20 protein-coding genes are annotated in these 19,118 nt (G+C 44.3%); 14 read left to right on the forward strand and 6 right to left on the reverse strand.

From position 1 onward, the window contains the following. Positions 1-298 precede the first annotated feature (298 nt). Complete coding sequence (locus MKX46_RS18155; protein ID WP_029516014.1) at positions 299-1,114, forward strand: DUF2935 domain-containing protein; 816 nt, start codon at positions 299-301, stop codon at positions 1,112-1,114. Positions 1,115-1,248: 134 nt separating this feature from the next. Here MKX46_RS18155 and MKX46_RS18160 read toward each other — a convergent pair whose 3' ends face one another. The 3 genes from MKX46_RS18160 to MKX46_RS18170 all read right to left on the reverse strand — a co-directional run bounded on the left by MKX46_RS18160 (position 1,249) and on the right by MKX46_RS18170 (position 3,312). After that, on the reverse strand, positions 1,249-2,148 hold the full coding sequence (locus MKX46_RS18160; protein WP_029516013.1) for an alpha/beta hydrolase family protein: 900 nt from the start codon (positions 2,146-2,148) through the stop codon (positions 1,249-1,251). A gap of 146 nt (positions 2,149-2,294) precedes the next feature. Next, positions 2,295-2,660 carry a cupin domain-containing protein gene (locus tag MKX46_RS18165; RefSeq protein WP_029516012.1) on the reverse strand — a complete coding sequence of 122 codons (366 nt, stop codon included), beginning with the start codon at positions 2,658-2,660 and terminating at the stop codon, positions 2,295-2,297. A 109-nt stretch (positions 2,661-2,769) separates the two neighbouring features. Then, on the reverse strand, positions 2,770-3,312 hold the full coding sequence (locus MKX46_RS18170; RefSeq protein WP_080658582.1) for a GNAT family N-acetyltransferase: 543 nt from the start codon (positions 3,310-3,312) through the stop codon (positions 2,770-2,772). Between the two features lie 176 nt (positions 3,313-3,488). On the opposite strand from MKX46_RS18170, the gene MKX46_RS18175 reads away from it, so the two are divergent. Continuing rightward, the gene (locus MKX46_RS18175; RefSeq protein ID WP_029516010.1) at positions 3,489-4,343 is read left to right on the forward strand and encodes an aminoglycoside 6-adenylyltransferase; all 855 of its coding nucleotides are present in this window, start codon (positions 3,489-3,491) and stop codon (positions 4,341-4,343) included. After that, positions 4,327-4,920, forward strand: a complete 594-nt coding sequence (locus tag MKX46_RS18180; protein ID WP_029516009.1) for a dienelactone hydrolase family protein — start codon at positions 4,327-4,329, stop codon at positions 4,918-4,920. The genes MKX46_RS18175 and MKX46_RS18180 overlap by 17 nt, the downstream gene beginning before the upstream one ends. A 322-nt stretch (positions 4,921-5,242) precedes the next feature. Here MKX46_RS18180 and MKX46_RS18185 read toward each other — a convergent pair whose 3' ends face one another. Further along, positions 5,243-5,932, reverse strand: a complete 690-nt coding sequence (locus tag MKX46_RS18185; protein ID WP_029516008.1) for an ArsR/SmtB family transcription factor — start codon at positions 5,930-5,932, stop codon at positions 5,243-5,245. Between the two features lie 98 nt (positions 5,933-6,030). Between MKX46_RS18185 and MKX46_RS18190 the strand changes: the two genes are divergently transcribed. The 3 genes from MKX46_RS18190 (at position 6,031) to MKX46_RS18200 (ending at position 9,970) form a co-directional block, all read left to right on the forward strand. Beyond that, positions 6,031-6,669 carry a flavin reductase family protein gene (locus MKX46_RS18190; RefSeq protein ID WP_049816915.1) on the forward strand — a complete coding sequence of 213 codons (639 nt, stop codon included), beginning with the start codon at positions 6,031-6,033 and terminating at the stop codon, positions 6,667-6,669. Between the two features lie 153 nt (positions 6,670-6,822). Continuing rightward, complete coding sequence (locus tag MKX46_RS18195) at positions 6,823-8,115, forward strand: homocysteine synthase (protein WP_165148041.1); 1,293 nt, start codon at positions 6,823-6,825, stop codon at positions 8,113-8,115. Between the two features lie 190 nt (positions 8,116-8,305). Continuing rightward, positions 8,306-9,970 carry a CoA-disulfide reductase gene (locus MKX46_RS18200; protein WP_029516004.1) on the forward strand — a complete coding sequence of 555 codons (1,665 nt, stop codon included), beginning with the start codon at positions 8,306-8,308 and terminating at the stop codon, positions 9,968-9,970. Here MKX46_RS18200 and MKX46_RS18205 read toward each other — a convergent pair. Next, positions 9,955-10,323: a VOC family protein gene (locus MKX46_RS18205; protein ID WP_029516003.1), complete on the reverse strand. Its 369-nt coding sequence runs from the start codon at positions 10,321-10,323 to the stop codon at positions 9,955-9,957. The genes MKX46_RS18200 and MKX46_RS18205 overlap by 16 nt on opposite strands. 164 nt (positions 10,324-10,487) lie before the next feature. Here MKX46_RS18205 and MKX46_RS18210 point away from each other — a divergent pair, with 164 nt between their 5' ends. From MKX46_RS18210 to MKX46_RS18245, 8 genes are all read left to right on the forward strand, one after another. After that, the gene (locus MKX46_RS18210; RefSeq protein WP_238794843.1) at positions 10,488-10,793 is read left to right on the forward strand and encodes a hypothetical protein; all 306 of its coding nucleotides are present in this window, start codon (positions 10,488-10,490) and stop codon (positions 10,791-10,793) included. Between the two features lie 340 nt (positions 10,794-11,133). Beyond that, a complete protein-coding gene (locus MKX46_RS18215) occupies positions 11,134-11,256 on the forward strand; it encodes a hypothetical protein (RefSeq protein WP_256026045.1) in 123 nt (40 codons plus the stop codon). Between the two features lie 98 nt (positions 11,257-11,354). Further along, the gene (locus MKX46_RS18220; protein WP_029516002.1) at positions 11,355-11,663 is read left to right on the forward strand and encodes a hypothetical protein; all 309 of its coding nucleotides are present in this window, start codon (positions 11,355-11,357) and stop codon (positions 11,661-11,663) included. 729 nt (positions 11,664-12,392) lie between these two features. Then, positions 12,393-13,895 carry an HD-GYP domain-containing protein gene (locus MKX46_RS18225; RefSeq protein WP_341040382.1) on the forward strand — a complete coding sequence of 501 codons (1,503 nt, stop codon included), beginning with the start codon at positions 12,393-12,395 and terminating at the stop codon, positions 13,893-13,895. Between the two features lie 175 nt (positions 13,896-14,070). Next, on the forward strand, positions 14,071-15,516 hold the full coding sequence (locus MKX46_RS18230) for an ATP-binding protein (protein WP_341071592.1): 1,446 nt from the start codon (positions 14,071-14,073) through the stop codon (positions 15,514-15,516). 46 nt (positions 15,517-15,562) lie between these two features. Then, complete coding sequence (locus MKX46_RS18235; RefSeq protein WP_029515999.1) at positions 15,563-16,288, forward strand: NAD(P)H-binding protein; 726 nt, start codon at positions 15,563-15,565, stop codon at positions 16,286-16,288. A 219-nt stretch (positions 16,289-16,507) separates the two neighbouring features. After that, the gene (locus MKX46_RS18240) at positions 16,508-16,888 is read left to right on the forward strand and encodes a RidA family protein (protein WP_029515998.1); all 381 of its coding nucleotides are present in this window, start codon (positions 16,508-16,510) and stop codon (positions 16,886-16,888) included. Positions 16,889-17,014: 126 nt separating this feature from the next. Next, positions 17,015-18,079 carry an undecaprenyldiphospho-muramoylpentapeptide beta-N-acetylglucosaminyltransferase gene (locus tag MKX46_RS18245; RefSeq protein ID WP_029515997.1) on the forward strand — a complete coding sequence of 355 codons (1,065 nt, stop codon included), beginning with the start codon at positions 17,015-17,017 and terminating at the stop codon, positions 18,077-18,079. 98 nt (positions 18,080-18,177) lie between these two features. Here the strand turns inward: MKX46_RS18245 and MKX46_RS18250 are convergent, their stop codons facing one another. Next, positions 18,178-18,933, reverse strand: coding sequence for a tryptophan-rich sensory protein (locus tag MKX46_RS18250; protein WP_029515996.1), 756 nt, complete (start codon positions 18,931-18,933; stop codon positions 18,178-18,180). Positions 18,934-19,118 lie beyond the last annotated feature (185 nt).

A 19,118-nucleotide genomic window follows, 5' to 3' on the forward strand; every position in this document is an offset into this window, starting at 1 on the left:
TAAATGATATAAATTCAAATATGAGTATTATTATGGAATTTAATTTGTTTCAGGGGAACCTAGGTCGTCGAAAGTATAAAAAGGAGAAAACTCTAAAAGATCTAATAACTTTGACGGTCATTAGCCAGTATGAAGAAATATTTCAGGTACATAAATAAGGCAACAGAGTTACGAGTCACAATAGCTCAACTTCAAAATTAGATTTGTATGAGATTTGGAACTTCATCATTCATAATGACAAGGCATATCCCATATGACTAAGTAAGTGCTTTTTTGCTCACATAGAGGAGGGATATGATTGGATGCATTCGTTTCACGCTCATTAGATGAAATACGATTTTGGTCCAGGATTATGAAGGAGCATTCCTTTTTTCTGGGGTTAGGTTTTAGAGCGGAAGATACTCAACTTAAAACAGAAGCCAATCAGTTTTACGCTATTTTCGAGGATATCGAGAAAAGGTCGCATGAATTTAATAACAAGACAGATCCTTATACAATCAAAGAGTTTAATACGGAAGTTCAGAATGCGGCGACGAATATTTGGGCATTTAAGAGGATGGTACTGGGCCTTATATTACAATGCAAGCTTCCTGGACAAACCAATTTTCCTTTACTGGTAGATCACGTAAGTCGGGAAGCAAATTATTTCAGAAACCGTTTAGGAGAACTGAATTCAGGAACACTTGAACCCTTACCTGATGCTATTATGGACGAAAATGTATTTTTCTTAAAAATCATGGCCGATCACGCAAAATTTATAGGCCATTTACTTGATCCATCCGAACGTAAACTGGTTGAACAAGCTAGGGAGTTTAGTAATGATTTTGATATGCTAATGTTTCAAGCGATTGACCTAAGTCATATGCGACCACAGTCACAAACCGTTCCACTCCTGAGTCAATTTGTTGATGAGAACCGTGTCTCTGTGAAGTCCTTGCGTGATTTTAAGAAAACAGCGCGTGATTTAATCGACGAGTGCCGAATAAAAAGCATTATCCATCCTTTATTAGCCGATCATGTATTTCGTGAAGCTGAGAGGTTCCTTTTTATTCTCGATATGTTTGATCAATCCTTATCAGGTGTTAAGGTGAATAAGAGAGAAATCATGCACTGAGAGAGCCCAGCCAAAAGAACACAGTTTCTGTAAAATATCCAGTGGAAATAAAGCTTTAGACTGAACAAAAAATCAAACAGCGGCGGACCAAGACTTGAAAGATAAAGTCTTAGACAGCCGCTGTTGTCATCCAACTAACGTGTATGAGCATATAGAAAATCCAATATGTCAGCATTAAGTCCCCTATGGAAATGTTCGCGATCAAAGCCGGGAGGGTCTTGCGATGGGAGAAAGGCTGGAGTCCTCATCGATTTCGGGAAGGGACTCAGAAAGGAGAAATGTCCGGCGTTTTTTACTGTTTTGTATTGTACCTTCTTAGGGTCCAGCACGCCATCCAATATTATACGCGCGTGTAAAGAAGGAGTGTACTGATCCTTCTCTGCATCCATCATTAAGATAGGTAGATTAACCGTACGCAAGCTATCTTCAGCTCGAAACCAGACCGACGCTGGCGCTAGTAAAACGAGGCATTTTACTCGGTAATCTGGTGTAACCTCTATAAGCTGGGGCTTTCCGTCCGAGGTCTCGTGAGGAAAAGAAGTCGGCACGCCACCTGCCGCTGCTAATACCGTATAACCACCCATGGAATGTCCAATGAGCGACACAGCATTCTGTATCAAATTGTCCTTGAAAAGCATACTATCGAAAAACCAATCGGTGGCCATATTAAGATGTCTAGGTCTATAGATAAGATTCTGGGCAGTCCCTTCCAGACTATTATCATTTCGATTGTTAAATGGATGCTCTGGAATGCCGACAATAAAACCATTACGTGCTAAATACTGCGCCAAAATCCGATACACAAGCGGTGTACTGCCAGTACCGTGAGAGATGATAACCAAAGGGAACCTTCCTTCCGATGGCCCTGCCTCTCTCGCCAACTCTAACTGGTATGGACCCAATCGCTCTATTTGTTCGGGTTCGTTCGTTGGATACATTACCATCATGGGAAATGTAATGCCTAGAGAGGAATCCTTTATTTCTACTTCTCGCCATCCTGCATAACTATTCTTAAATTCTGCGTTTCTTATCATCCACTATACTCTTCCTTTCTCGAAATTTTTTTTAACTATCCCCCCTGCCCGTTGCTTAATGCAATAATAGACAGCTACGGAGTGCATACGCCCCATCTCCGATCAGCTTCAATTTTTCTTGTTCACTTCTAATTATTGCTATATATTCAAATCCAAGTATCATTGGCTGCCGTTAATTCTGACTCTGATCCTCCAGTATTTACCACTCCCCTCGGCTCTACTAGCATGATATGGCACTCCTCATGGGCGAAAGGTTTATGTTCGACCCCCTTAGGTACAATAAACATCTCTCCCTGAGAAACTTGTACCCGTCCATCTCTAAAATCAATGAACATCTCACCTTCAAGTACAATAAAGACCTCGTCGGTATCCTGATGATCATGCCATACAAAATCCCCAACTATTTTCACCAATTTAAATTGATAGTCATTCATTTCACCAATAACTTTCGGAGACCAATGATCACTAAACTTAGATAACTTTTCATTCAGTTTGATGGATTGATACTTCATAATAACCTCCTTGGAATTTCCCGAAATTCAATTACAATAATAAGAATATTGAAATTTGGTACTTTTATCTACCACCTACAATGGTTAAATGATTGTTCACTCTGAAAAACTAGATATCCTCAGATGGATTTATAATCGCCAAAACCTGGTGATCCTCCCATTTTCCGTTGATCTTTACGTTGCTTCGAGAGATGCCTTCTTTGTGAAAGCCAGCCTTCTCAAGCACACGTATGGATCCTGGATTCTGGGGAGAGGCTTCCCCGAAGATCCGGTGAAACTTTAGCTCATCGAAGGCATAGTGAACCACTTGCTTCACCGCCTCCGTCGTATAACCCTTTCCGTTATATGCTTGGTCTAGACTGTATCCGATCATACAGCTCTGAAGCGGTCCTCTCACCACAAAAGATAGGCTTATGCTGCCTATAATCCGGTCGTCCTCCTTGTGGCATACCACGAAGGAATATTTCCGGTCTTCCATCATGTCGGCCTTGCTTTTAATAATCGTCTGGAGCTGGTGCTCCTCCGTATAGTACTTCTCTTGGTTGTTTGGCGAAAACTTCTCAAAGAATTCTCGATTGCGCTTGTACATTGCTGCCAACTCTGCGGCGTCCGTCTCCTCAGAGAACCGGATGTATACTCGCTGCTCCGACATCTGCACCATCCTTCCAAACTGTAATATTGAAAGAATTATATCACAGGATGAAGATTGGGAAATTGATTTGATGAATGGTGTATATCAGGCAGCATTCCTTTGAATGTTAACTAAAAATATATACCGTAATTATTGGATTGGATATAATGTTTTCTAAAAAAGGAGGATATATTGTAATGAATAATGCTTACGAAGTGCTTGAGGAGCGTATATCCGAATGGGGAATCTCTAATGAGGAAATTATTGCGGTTTATATCGTTGGGTCCCGGGCAAGAGAGGACAAGCCTTTTGATGAGTTTTCTGACTTGGATGTAGTCGTCTTTTCAACGAATCCAGATTACTATCTTCAAAATGATCAATGGTTACTAAACATCGGCAAAGTTTGGACCAGCTTTATGTTTCGAACGGCAAAAGGGGATCCGGAAAAACTCGTTCTCTTTGACCAAGGGGCTGAGGTTGATTTTCTATTCCGTCATATTTCTGATCTGGATCATATAATCAAAAATGGACGTATTCCTGAAGGATTTCAGCGGGGGGTCAGGATGCTGCTCGATAAGACGGGGAATGGAAATCAAATCATTTCTCAAACCACAACGATCCCGGATACTCCTCTAATATCTGAAGGTGCTTATCTACAGGTTGTTAACATGTATTGCTTCGCCTCTCTATATGTGGCTAAACAAATTTTGCGTAATGATCTGTGGGTAGCTAAGCAAAGAGATATGGACTGTAAACAATTATTGCTGCAAATGATAGAGTGGCATGCAAAAGCTGTACATGGATCGGAATATGATACTTGGCATGCAGGGAAATTCATGAATGAATGGGCTGATCAAGATGTTGTTACTGATTTGAAGAAATCTTTTGGGAAATACGATCCCAATCATAGTTGGGAAGCATTGGTCGTATCCTTAAAGTTGTTCAAACGATTATCCTCGGAAGTGGCAGCTAAGTATAAATACGCGTATCCGGATGAATTATTTTCCCATATTCAAAACTGGTTAGGGGGACAATATGATAAGCATAGATAAAAAGTCGAGCACCCTAATTGTTGTACTGCATGAGATTTATGGGATTAACAAGCATATACAAAATTTTTGTAGCCTATTATCAGATCAGGGTTATGATGTCATTTGTCCAAATTTACTAGGCAAAGAAACGCCTTATGACTATTCGCAAGAGGAAAGTGCCTATACCAATTTTATAGAAAATATAGGATTTGAACGCTCTTTCTATCATATCGAAAGTTTATTATTAAGTATTCGAGCTCGCTATAAAAAGGTATTTATCGTCGGCTTTAGCATAGGGGCAACGGTTGCCTGGCTGTGTAGTAAAGAAAAGTATGTTGATGGAATTGTAGGATACTATGGCTCTCGTATTAGGAATTATTTAGAAATAACTCCACATTGTCCAACACTGCTTTTTTTCCCACAGGAAGAACCATCATTTAATGTGGATGAGCTCATTTCAATTTTAGATAACCGTAATATCCGGGTACATAAATTCAGCGGACAGCACGGATTCAGTGATCCGTACTCTCCCCGATATAACGTACATTCGGCTCAGCAATCATTTAACGAAACGGTAGAGTTCTTCAAGAGAGGTTGATCAATGAACAGCTTCATCCAGCCCACACCTGTTTCATTACTCTGGGGAAACGCACAGTCTTGATATGCGGATTAGTCATATGTATACACATCATTGACTATGAAAAGGAGACGTATGTGGCTGTGGCTACCTTTTTTTCATAATACCATTCAACCTTCTCCGGCAGATGGGGCAAAAGCGGCGGATCAGAGCGGGAAAGCTTCTTAATTTATCCTGCTTACTACGACAGGAGTTAACTTTCAGGACTCCGCCATTGCTATTGCCCAATTCAAACAGTCTGCTTGATTTGAGGTAATGCGAAAAATAAAAGGACTCTGATGATCTAGTCGACCTCTATCGAAAATATCTCTTTAAAACCTCTTTTACCCTCGGCTGTAATACGTATCGCTCGGGTTGTAGGCAGACGCTCGATCCAATGTAATTCGAATAATCTGTCCAGAATAGCACTTCCTAAAGCACCGGCAAGGTGATGGCGTCGTTCACTCCAATCCAGGCATTTATGTGAGAAAGAGCGGCGCTTTTGTCTTGTTTTTGTAAGGTCAATCTGAAAGTCAGTGAAGAAAGTCTCTCCTTGGTCCGTAATATGAAGCCCGTCCTGATCCTCGGAAAGAATCCCCTTTTGCATGAAAAAATTCATGAGCTGTACGCCTAATTGACCCGCAACATGATCGTAGCAAGTTCTTGCCAACCGTATGGCCTCGTTTTCGGAGGCTTGTTTGAATGACTTGATTGGAACAGGTGGAGCTATGGATAAAAATGACTCCATCACCCGGGCAACTTCGGGGTCTTGAATGCCATAGTAACGGTGACGCCCTTGTTTTTCCACAGTAACGACGTGTGCCTCGGTCATTTTAGCCAGATGGAAGCTGGCCGTTTGCGGTTTGATGCCTGCCATATGGGCCAATTCACTTGCCGTGTGGAACCTGCCGTCTAATAAAGCGGTGAGTATAGCTGCACGAGAAGGCTCGCTAACAAGAGAAGCAATCATAGCTACATTTGACTTGGTGCTCATGGCACGGTTATCCCCCTTTGTAATCCATACTTCGATGAAGGTTGAAATATTTATATTTTACAATAGGGAGGTAGATCTGAATAGAAGGAGAAGAGATAATGAACCCAATAAATCAGATGAATGGAATGAATCATAGCCCAGACGTTAAAACGATTAACCCTAGCATTTTATATTACGGAACCCCTGTGATTTTACTCAATACGGTGAATGAGGATGGAACGACCAATATTAGCCCGATTTCCTCCTCGTGGGCATTAGGAGATTGTGTGGTACTAGGCATTGGAACAGGTGGCAAAGCATTAGAAAATATGGAGCGGCATCCCGAATGTGTAATCAATGTTCCGGGACCTTCCATGTGGGAAAATGTAGAACGTTTGGCTCCTTATACAGGTAAGAATCCTGTTCCAGCGGAAAAAAAGGGACATGGATTTATGTACCATAAAGATAAGTATGAGATCAGCGGACTCACTTCGATTGAGTCGAATAGGGTCAAGCCTGCCCGAATTAGGGAGTGCCCTATTCAAATTGAAGCCAAGGTGAGGGATGTAAGAATTCCTGACCATTCTCCTTATTTTGCTATCGTCGAAACTCAAGCCATACAGGTGCATGTTCATCAGGATATCATCCTCGGCGAGAACCATATTGATCCGACAAAGTGGAGTCCGCTCATCTATAATTTCCGCCATTATTTTGGTCTGGGTGAGCATTTGGGCAAAACCTTTCGATCCGAAACCTGATGCTTTAAATAAAATGATAATATCCTACCTGAATAATGAGAATTTTCTTCCCAAATCGTTCTTTTTGTGCGAGAATAATTGAAAAATCATCCATGACTACGCATACAGGAAGAGACGATTCATACAGCACGTATAACAAGGGAGGAAATAATCATGTCAGAAGAACGCAAGCTGTCATTCGAAACTCTCGCTGTCCATGCCGGACAAGAGATTGATCCTACTACCTTTTCCCGCGCCGTTCCGTTGTACCAAACCACTTCATATGGATTTCGGGATGCCGAGCATGCGGCTGATTTGTTCTCGCTGAAAGAATTCGGCAACATTTATACGCGTCTGATGAATCCGACCACGGATGTGTTCGAGCAACGGATTGCAGCACTGGAAGGCGGGGCTGGCGCGTTGGCCACAGCTTCGGGAATGGCGGCGATTTCCTTCTCCATTCTGAACATTGCGGGAGCTGGAGATGAAATTGTATCAGCCTCCAGCCTGTATGGCGGTACATATAATCTGTTTTCTACCACACTGCCCAAATTGGGTATTAAGGTGCATTTTGTCGATTCGGATGATCCAGAGAATTTCCGCCATGCCATTACGGATAAAACGAAGGCCATCTTTGCCGAAACGATTGGCAATCCACAGGGCAATGTGCTGGATGTGGAAGCAGTAGCGGCGATTGCGCACGAATATGGTATTCCGCTGATTGTGGATAACACGTTCCCAAGTCCTTACTTATTGCGTCCTATTGAATACGGAGCGGACATTGTCGTGCATTCGGCAACGAAGTTTATTGGCGGACATGGTACGTCTATTGGTGGGGTGATCGTGGACAGCGGCAAGTTTGACTGGAAAGCGAATGGTCGTTTCCCGGGGCTGACTGAGCCGGACCCGAGCTACCACGGAGTTGTTTACACCGAGGCGGTGGGACCTATCGCATATATTATCAAGGCACGGGTGCAATTGCTACGGGACTTGGGAGCTGCCATTTCTCCGTTCAATTCATGGCTGCTGCTTCAAGGCTTGGAGACACTTCATCTGCGGCTGGAAAGACATAGTCAAAATGCCTTGAAGGTAGCGCAATATCTCGAAGGCCACAAGGATGTGGAGTGGGTAAGCTACACCGGGTTGCCGAGCCACCCGTCCTACGCATTAGCTCAAAAGTATTTGCCGAAAGGACAAGGAGCAATCCTGACCTTTGGTATTAAAGGTGGAAGCCAGGCGGGAAGCAAGCTAATTGCGAATGTAAAGCTATTTTCTCATTTGGCGAATGTAGGTGATTCCAAGTCTTTGATTATTCATCCGGCAAGCACAACGCACCAGCAGTTGAATGAGGAAGAACAGGTTGCTGCCGGAGTCAAACCGGAGCTGTTACGCCTATCTGTCGGGACAGAAGCAATAGACGATATATTGTATGATCTGGAGCAGGCGATCGCGGCCAGCCAGCAGTAGTAGCAGTAGACTCTTCTTAGACTAAGTGTGACAGAGCATTCGTGTAGCATCGCAAGTGATTTTTCGACCCAGATCGGTATTCGTTCAGGGTTGATCAGGCGGGGGGCAACCTCCGTCTTTTTTTGCGTGTTGACAACATACCCCCATAGGTATATATTATACCCCATAGGGTATATAAGGAGGGGAAGAAGTGGGTAGAAAAATAGTTATTATTGGCGGGGTAGCAGGTGGAGCTTCTGCTGCTGCGAGATTGCGTAGATGGAATGAGGAAGACGAGATTACTCTGTTTGAACGCGGAGAGCATGTTTCTTTTGCGAACTGTGGCCTTCCCTACTATATTGGCGGGGTAATCCCTGCGCGAGAGAAGCTGTTTCTCCAAACACCTCAAGGGATAAGAGACCGTTTTAATATAGATGTGCGGGTACTGAAAGAAGTGATACAAATAGACCGGGAGCAGAAGCTCGTCCATTTCCGCGATATGGTTACAGGGGAAACAGATGAGCAGCCATATGATATTGTGGTATTGTCGCCGGGAGCCAAACCGATGATACCGGACATTCCCGGATTACATGAAGCTATGAATCTATTTACATTAAGAAATATTCATGATACGGACGTTATTAAGGCATATGTAGATGAAAGACATCCAAAGCATGTCACGGTGATCGGGGCCGGATTTATTGGGCTGGAGATGGCCGAGAATTTGCGAGAGCGTGGACTTGCAGTAACTATTATTGATATGGGACAACAATTATTGAATCCGCTGGACCCTGAAATGGCTAAATTGGTAGAACAGCATATGAGACTGAACGGGGTGGAGGTGCGTTTAGAGGAAGGAGTCACGGCTTTTGAAGAGCAGGGTGCACAACTTCGTTTGACCTCCGGGGGTGTGCTTCAGACGGACATGGTTATTCTGGCGATCGGTGTTGTTCCTGAAAATGAGTTGGCCAAGCAAAGCGGATTGGAACTTGGTTTTCGCGGCGCCATCCAGGTTAACGCCCAACTGCAAACCAGCGATCCGGCCATTTATGCGGTGGGGGATGCCATCCAGGTCAAGGACCGCAATCATGGGTTTGCAACGATGGTATCGCTAGCTTGGGGAGCCAATCGTCAGGGGCGCTTGGCAGCAGATCATATTAACGGTCAGACAATTTCTTATGATGGGGCGCTCGGAACATCCGTCATTAAGACCTTTGCATTGACTTCAGCATCTACAGGTAATAATGAAAAAACATTACAGCGGCTGGGTGTTCCTTATCAGGCTGTTCATATTCATCCCGGTTCGCATGCTGGTTATTATCCTGGCGCATCACCCATCGCTATGAAGCTGCTCTTTAATCCCGAGAATGGGATGATCTATGGGGCGCAGGCTGTTGGAGCTGATGGAGCAGACAAAAGAATTGATGTCATTGCGACGGCTATTCGTGGTCATTTGAACGTCCGAGAACTGGCTGATATTGAACTTGCTTACGCACCTCCCTATTCTTCAGCAAAAGACCCTGTGAATATGGCTGGCTACGTGGCTTCGAATATCATGGATGGGCTGGTCCAAACGATACAGTGGCATGAAGTTGATGATTTTCACCGAAAGGGTGGTCTTATTATTGATGTTAGGGATGCAGTGGAGCTACAGGCAGGAGCCATTCCAGGTTCGATTCATATTCCTCTGGCCGAGATTAGAGAGCGGATGGCGGAAATCCCTAGTGATCTGGAGATCGCGGTATCCTGCCAAGTTGGTCTGCGAGGCTATATTGCGGCCCGAATTTTGATCCAATACGGTTATCGGGTGAGGAACGTTGATGGTGGCTATAAGACGTATTCGGTTATGGCTGAACGTGATCATCTCTTAAAATAGTTCATCACCCATCCAATCTGGTTGAGGTGATCTGTTACTTCGCCGTGCAGCGCACCAAAGAAAGTATCTTGTAGCTCCACGGTAACGGTACCTTTTTCTGCTAGTGCGTGGTAAGCCTGCTTAAGCTCGTCCTCACTTTCACAGTCGAGAATGATTTGTACATGCTGTGCTTTCAGCGGCTTACCGTAGGAATCCGAAAAATGGATATGACTGCTACCCAGGTGAAGTTCAGCGTGCAAGAGTCTGCCTTCCTGCTTGTTTAGCACTTTGATTTTTCCGCCTAAAACCGATTGGTAATAGTCAATTGACTGCTGCACGTCGTTTACAATGACAAAAGGGCTTGCACTTCTCATGGAATCATTTCCTTTCCTGTCTTTAATGTAGGATTGCTACTGTACATTATTTACGTTATTCGCAGAGTTTACCCCTTTTCTGATCAAATTATGGCTTGGTTCACTGTGTGACGTCTGTTACAATAGAAGAGGCATATACGAATGGATAGAAAAGAGGTTGAACAGTGGGCACTTCAGTGATTTGGGAAGCAGTTATATATTGGGTAATCTTGGTGATTTCCGCTCTGTGCGTGATCGCAGTATCTGGTAGTCGGAAGACGGCAAGCACGATTATTTTGGCGCCCGTTGTTTTATTCTGTACCATATTTATGATGCAGGGCTCGGTGTTTACTGCCATGCAGCACCCGACGATGGGGTCTAATGTGGGTTTGGGTATGGCATTTCTGACAACATGGGTAGTCAGCGGAATATTGTTTGCTGTAGCGCTTGTAATTGCTTTTATTAAATATAGCAAGAAGAACAAGGCGTAATTTAGCCCTAACCTCATATGAATAAAGGCTTTCGGTGATGTGCCGAAAGCCCTTTTTGTATTCCTTCTTAACCATGCAGGATGTCTCCGCTTATCTGCGTCTTCTCATAAGCAACACAACGATCAGCACGACGATGATCACGATCAATAGGAATTTCATATTCGATAACCTCCTTGGTCTGTCTCATATTTGGTATTAACCATTTTTAGTTAGTATGCACCGATGGATCTCAAGCAAGTATCTATTGTCGAGTTCTTGGGGAAATTTAGAATGTGGGATCAAAAAGAGGTTTACAGGCTTAGCTGGAAAGTGTATACATAAAGTAAGGGAGGCGATTGCCATGAGTGATCGTGCATTTCATTTGTTCTATATTATTTTCTTAACGGTTCTGGCACTTGGAAGTGTTGGTGGAGTCGCTTGGTGGCTGCGCTCTGTCGGTCGTCAAGAGAAGGAAAAAAACTGAATTCAACATGGGAATACAAGCCCAGTGCATCTTCCAGTAGGAGGGTGCATTTTTATGTGTTATAATGGGAACATATGTTCTTTGTAGGAGGGAAGACGATGTTGCCAGATTTGGAACGAAAGCTGCTACGTATTTTGTATAATTATTTCGCCCAGCATCGCCACATGCCCACAATGGCGGAATTGACCGTAAAAACGGGCAAGCGAGACGCTGAAATTACAGTCGCCTTGCGACATATGGAACAGGAGCGCTACATCACTTGGGAAAACAATTCGGGTACCCAACATGTTGTTTTACTGGAAGGATGGGAGCGTCCCTCGACCCAAAGGCGCACTCAAGCCGAAACAAGACGTTCCACTACGCAAACGATGCCGACCGATGGTACAGAATATTGGACGAATTATTAAAAGGTATATAAAACTGGAGAATTAATGAGTTTTTAAGGTGCATATCATTTAGTTTTAAGAAAGCGAGACTATAATGACCCTATTAACCCCTTTTTGATCAAGCTATAGGCCCTGTCGATGTATCGACGGGGTCATTTTTTTGTTCATGATACGGTTTCCGTAAAATGAAAAATCCCCCGGGGATCATCCGGAGGATGGGTGCAGTTTGCATGTACTGCACAGCTTGCCCAAACTTCATCGTTTGATGGCATAATATATATTCAACCCCTGCTACCTTGCAATATATGGTCAGCATGTTCATAAGGGGCAGTGTGATTCCACTGTTCATTTTCCAAACGACAAAAGCCCTACCTCTCTTTCGTCCTTGCGGCTCCGATGACCGCGCCAGTGTGAATGTGAAAATCTTCGGCAAAAGCTCAAAATTCTACATTAGGGTTATACATAAAATTTGGAGAAGCTCCATACGGTGATTAGGAGTAATAGCTTGTTGCGTGGAATCTTATGGGGTTAATACATACTTTAATAGTATAGCAGGAATATATCTAAAACACAAGGTGTGTTTGGTTTCTTAATTAAGAATAGCACGATTTCCCATCTATAAATTGCAGACTAAAAGCCGTCTTCGTATTGTAAAATGCTCAAGCAAGAAGGTAAACTTTTGATGGTTGGACTCCGATATTGAATACACAAGATATTTTAGAGTGTACGGATGAAAAGAGGGGTAGCAATTTGCCGACCTATAAGCGCTTTATTCAGCATGTTATCCTGAACTATATTATAGGTTCGTTTATCGCTGTATTGTTGGTAGGTATGATTTTTGTATTTTCCACCTTAAATGTAGCCCACCATGAAATTTGGGGTCTTGTTAAAATTATTGTATTTTCCAGTGTTATTATGATTGCTTGTGAAACCATAGTGTTTCGAATCCATTTGAGACCGGTTCATCGTTTTTTTCTAGGTAACCAGGAAACACTCAAGGATGTAGAAGCGGTGTATATCCGGGTTCATCATCTGCCTAATTTGTCAGTTTTACGTATTGTAGGACCGCATTTGTTAGGCTTCTCTATCCCGGCAACCGTCATTGCGTTATGGATGATACATACTGGACAACTTACTTTTCCCTTTTATTATGTAGGAATCGCCTGTATAGGAGCTTGTCTGGTCGCTTCCATGCACGCACTGGTTGAATTTTTCCTGACCATGAGAGCAATCAAACCACTGCTGGAGGAAATTCGGGATCGAACCTACCAGCAATATGGATTGAGCCTGTCCCTGCGAGGACGAGTCCTGCTATCGCTTCGGCATAAATTTCAGTTAAGTGCGACGCTCATTGGTGCTTTTCCTTTATTTTTATTTTGTTTAGCTACACAGATTCGCTTGGAACGTTTGGAGGCGGCGAATTCTAGTTCCTATTGGGCATGGGCGGGTGCGATTTTAATCTTTGGTGTAGCCTTTGCTTATCTGGGAGGCAGGTTGCTGACCCGTGAGATCGAACAGCCGATCCACCACCTGCTGGAAAAAATGAATGAAGTGAAGGAAGGCCGCCTGAACAGTAATGCCAGCGATTTGTATTCGGACGAATTTGCGGAGCTGGTCGAAGGATTTAACATGATGATTGAGGGCCTAAAGGAACGGGAAGAAAAGAACGGTCAGCTATTGGACAGTTACTTCGCCACCTTGGCGGCAGCACTGGATGCACGAGATGCCTATACCGCAGGACATTCTTTGCGTGTAGCTGAATACTCTGTACTCATTGGGCGCAAGGGAGGTTTGAATGAGGCGGACATCGATTTGCTGCGCAAAACAGCCTTGCTGCATGATATCGGTAAAATCGGCGTGGCTGACGCTGTGCTACTCAAGGACGGCAAGCTGACGGACGAGGAGTTTGATCAGATTAAAATGCACCCGGTTATGGGGGAGAGCATTCTCCGGCAAGTTGAACCGGCTTATGCTATGGCCCCTTATTTGCCTGGCGTGCGCTCGCACCATGAACGTTATGATGGCAAAGGATATCCTGACCAGCTCGCTGGGGAAGATATCCCCTTATTTGGACGAATCATTGCTGTAGCGGATGCTTATGATGCAATGACGTCTAATCGCCCCTATCGGCAAGGTATGAAGGAAGAGAAGGCGGTTATGATATTGGAGGAGGGAAAGGGAACCCAATGGGACCCTTATTTTGCCGAATTATTTGTCAAGGAGTGGCGCCGGAACAAAGGCATCACAAGCTGATTCTATAGGTATCAGCACATTAGAGCGAGCCATTGAGGTTCGCTTTTTTATATAGGGAGCTAAGCATCTTTTGACATGTCGAAAGATGGGGCTTCATGTTATGATGTACAAGAAAGGCAAACGCGGTTAACATAGGCCTGGCATCCAATTTTTTGCGCTATGGGAGTGTGAGTCCATGCAATTTTCAATGATGTTTTTAATGAATTTAGGGATGCTGATTGCCGTTGCTTATGTGGCGAACGTGATTTATAAATATGGTTTGAGTCGTACCTCTTCGCGGTTCAAATATGTCAGCTCCGTGCTGCTAGTGATATTTGGCGGATGGGTCAGCTCTTGCTTTGGTTTTAACTTTAGTGAAACGGTTATTTTTGATCTGCGTTTTGTACCGCTGATTATCGCGGCATTGGTGTATCCCCGCTCCTATACGCTTATTATTATTGGGGTCGCAATCGGACTTACGAGATTTACCTTCGGTTTGCATATGGCGGCGTGGGTCGGCTTTTTGAATATGAGCATTCTGGGCGTCCTGTGCGCCGGATTGAACTACTGGATGCGGCGTTCCACCTGGCGTCTGATTATCAAGGCATCGGTGACCATTTTAGCGGTTAATATCGTAAATACGTTAAATATAGCCTGCCTGGGCGTCATTCCCTGGCGCTATTATGTAGCGGAGGTTGTTCCTCTGACACTGCCAATCGGCATCGTCCTCAGTTTTCTATTTGCTCTGATTTTACGGGACTTTCAGATGGAGCAACAGCGGAATCATCAGATTAAGCAGGCGAATGAGTTGTTATCAGAGCAGCGAGATGAGTTGCAGAAGACAAAGGTCATTCTAGAGGAACGTGCCAAGCAACTGATGATGGCTTCCCAATATAAATCGGATTTTATGGCAACGATGTCGCATGAGTTACGTACACCTCTTAACAGCATTATTAACCTGGCGCAGATTATCAACGAGCAGGGAAAGGAACTGGATGAGGACGAGTTATACCAGTACAGCGATCTCATCTATGCCTCGGGGCATGATTTGCTCCAACTGATCAACGACATTCTGGACTTGTCCAAGGTCGAGGCTGGACACATGGAAATCGTAAGTGAGCCGGTCAATGTGCGTGAAATTGCGCAGGTGATGATGATGCAGTTTGAAGTCACTGCGAAGGATAAAAACCTGGAATTCAGCTTAAAGGAGCATGAGCCTATACCGAATGAAATTCGGTCCGATTCCAAACGTGTACAGCAAATTTTGCGTAATCTGTTGTCCAATGCCTTTAAGTTCACTCATGAAGGACGTGTATTGCTGGAAATCAGTACACAACATCTGGATCGAAAGGGACAGGAGGGAGATTGGGTTGTATTTGCTGTAAAAGATACGGGCATCGGCATTTCCAAGCTTCAGCAACACGTTATTTTTGAGGCATTCCAGCAGGCGAACGGTTCCATTAATCGTAAATATGGAGGAACTGGGTTGGGATTGTCCATCAGCCGTGATTTTTCCCGCTTGTTGGGCGGGTTTATCCGTCTGGAGAGTGAGGAGGGCAATGGAAGTGCATTTTCCCTGTACCTACCGATGTGTCCGTCCAAAAGCAAGGAGGCGGACGAACAACCCTTTAAATTAACCTAATCGCAATTGTAGGAGCAGGAGCGTTATGGCACAAAGGAGGTCTATCATGGAACGTAAAGCGGTCGTTGTGGGTGCAACAGGGCTTGTCGGGGGTTATGTTGTACGAGAGCTGCTGGTGCAAAAGGAATACAACCGCGTCATGGTTATGGGCAGACGTCCGTTGGACATCAAGCATCCCAAGCTGGAGCAGGCGCTTATCGATTGGGAACAGCCACAGAAAACGGCGTTCGCCTTCGAAGGGGTGGATGATGTTTTTTGTTGCCTTGGGACAACGATGAAAAAGGCTGGCTCCAAGGAGCAGTTCCGTCAGGTGGATGTGGACTATCCAGTGCTAGCTGCCCAGTTGGGCAAAGAGGCTGGAGCGGTACAGATGCTTGCGGTCTCTGCGATGGGCGCCGATCCAGACTCACGCGTGTTTTACAATCGCACCAAGGGTGAGGCTGAAGAGGCGCTTGCCGCTATCGGATTGCCTGCGCTGCATTTGTTCCGTCCGTCGCTGATTTTGGGCGCGAGACCTGAACGACGTTTGGGCGAAGCCGCTGCCGCTGTTGTCATGAAAGCGCTGGACGGTCTGATGACGGGCAAACTGGCTTCCTACCGTGCCATCCCGGCTTCGGTCATCGCACGAGCCATGGTACGAATCGCTCTTGCGCAGGCGAGCGGCGTACATATTTATCCGAACGACATCATTCGGGTCATCGGTGCGGAGCTAACATCCGATGTTGAGGAAACTGGTTCAGGAACGGGTGCGGATGCGGATGTAAACGTGTAAAACCACGTTTAGGATTAAAAATGATAATAACGCCGCTGTTGCCCGATGATTCGGGCAGCAGCGGCGTTATTTGTGTTTTATGGGTGGTCTGTATGTTGCGGCACATCGATCGTAATCTCTAATTCATCAAGTGCGTTAATCCGTCGCACGGAATAGTGGCTTTGGGCTTCACATGCTATAATACGGTGAACCAGTATCAGGAAGGAGAATCCAACCCATATGAAAAAAACAATTGCGACTGAAAAAGCACCCGGTGCTATCGGCCCTTATAGCCAAGCGGTAGAGGCAGGCGGGTTTGTTTACACTTCGGGACAGCTTGGACTGAATCCGGCAACAGGTGAGTTTGGTAAGGATGTACAGGAGCAGGCACGCCTGTCCTTGAGCAACGTACAAGCCATTCTGGAAGCGGCAGGCAGCAACATGAACCAGGTTGTGAAAGCGACTGTATTCCTGAAGGACATGAACGATTTTGTCAGCGTCAATGAGGTGTACAGTTCTTTCTTTGAGCAACCCTATCCAGCACGCAGTGCGGTGGAGGTAGCCCGTCTGCCTAAGGATGCACTGGTGGAGATTGAAGTCATTGCATTGAAGGGCGAATAGTCTGAAAGGTCCGTTCATAAAATAAAAAGTTTGCATGGCAACCGGGTGTCCCTATTAAATAGAGGCACCCGGTTGCTCAAATTTAATGTGTTTTGTTTTGTTGAATACAGAGTGGAGGTGGAGATGATTAATAAAAAAATAATTTTCACTGGTGGAGGTTCTTCAGGACATGTAGCAGTAAACTTAGCTTTGATTCCTCACTTACTGGAACAACAATGGAGTGTCCAATACATAGGCTCTGAACAAGGGATTGAAAGAAAATTGATTTCCGGACTAGAAAATGTGTGTTATTTCAGCATCTCAACTGGGAAATTGCGCAGATATTTTGATTGGGATAATTTTAAGGACCCTTTTAAAGTGCTGAAGGGGATTTCTCAAGCGTACCGGATTATAAGAAAAGAAAAACCGGATATTATTTTTTCAAAAGGCGGGTTTGTTTCGGTTCCTGTGGTACTGGCTGGGTGGTTAAATAAAGTCCCTGTAATCATTCATGAATCAGATATTACCCCTGGATTAGCTAATAAAATTTCCAGCACATTTGCTACAGAAATTTGTACTACCTTTCCTGAAACCACTCAGTACTTTCGCTCTAAGCATACCCGGTATGTAGGGGCTATTGTGAGAGATGAACTAAAAGATGGGGTGGCAGCTAAAGGTTTGGCCTATTGCGGTTTTACTCGAAATAAGCCGATCATTCTGATCATGGGTGGGAGTTTAGGTTCCAAGAAGATCAATGAGATGGTCTGTATGAATTTAGAGGCTTTGCTCGTTTATTTTCAAATCGTGCATATTTGTGGTAAAGATCAAGTGAATCATTCCATTCATATGCATGGCTACAAGCAATTTGAATACATAAACGATGAACTGGCGGATGTTATGACGATGGCAGATATGGTTGTTTCTAGGGCGGGTTCAAATTCCATTTTTGAATTCTTGACGTTGCGGAAGCCTATGCTATTGATTCCTCTTTCAAAGGCGGTTAGCCGGGGAGATCAAATTCTAAATGCAAAATCATTTAAGGCGCAAGGCTTTTGTGAATTTTTAGAAGAGGAAGAGTTGGAATCTGAACGGTTTGTCGACATGATTCTTCGTTTGTATGAAAAAAGGTCGGATTACATTATCAATATGAAGAAGATAAATGCAGATCACTCGACAAGCAAGCTTATAGATTTGATCAAAGTCTATACCTAATCATATTGGATAAAATGAATAAACAAAGCAAGCGAGCTTGGGCTAGATGATTCAGACCCGAACTCGCTTGTTTTTGCTAGTAGATATCAATAGTTTCTTTAATCCCGGTCTCGATTACGGGCAAAGAATAGCCATAGGGCGTACACCAGAATGATTGCTGCCAAGATCAATGCAGCCAGCCGTACATTTTCATGGTTCGGATGCTCGACGGCGATGGCGACATAGGCCCATACAAATACGAGAGGATAAATGCTGTCACGATAAGGAAAGCTGACCATGATCGCCAATATGGTGCCGATGAGCAGGATAATGATCGCCCATGTCGTATCACTGAGTCCCCAGCCACTCCATTCATTCTTTTCCAGTGCCACTGCAATATTGATAATAGTAGCAACGGATACCCAACCGAGGTTGAGGCTGAACGGTAGCTTGACGAACCACATTTCTCCGCGGGTTGGCTGAGGTGTGCGGGTACGTACATACACGACGCCCAAGGAAAGCAAGTATAAAATAATAACGATGACGCACAGTTCTACGTATACATACTGCCAGAGGAAAATCCAGATGATATTGAAAAGACAGCCTAGAATAAAAAAAATACCGATGGATTGAACGCTTGTCTTGGCTTGCCCTGTAGGTGTAGCTTGATACACAACAAAGCAGGCGAGCAGCACGTAGATGACCGACCAGATGGAAAAAGCGTAACCCGCTGGGGTGATCAAGGTAGGGTACATGTTGGATACAGCAGCAGTACTTCTGCCACCGATAGGAAGTGTAGAAGCCAGAAAGTTAATGAAAACGACAGCAATAAATACAATAATATTCCACCATTTATACGGATGGCTTCGTGACATTGGGATATCTCCTCCTCAACGAATGATGATCCAAAATGACTGACTGGTCACAATCTTCTACTATGAATATACCCACTTTACTTTCGAATATGTCGGAACGGTAAAAGTTTCTTGATCCCGGCATAATCATAAAAAGTGGTATGTATATGCAGTCATATGTAGTACAATGATAAAAATTTTAAGCA

This window comes from Paenibacillus sp. FSL P4-0113, from assembly GCF_038009305.1.
Lineage (GTDB): Bacteria > Bacillota > Bacilli > Paenibacillales > Paenibacillaceae > Paenibacillus > Paenibacillus polymyxa_D.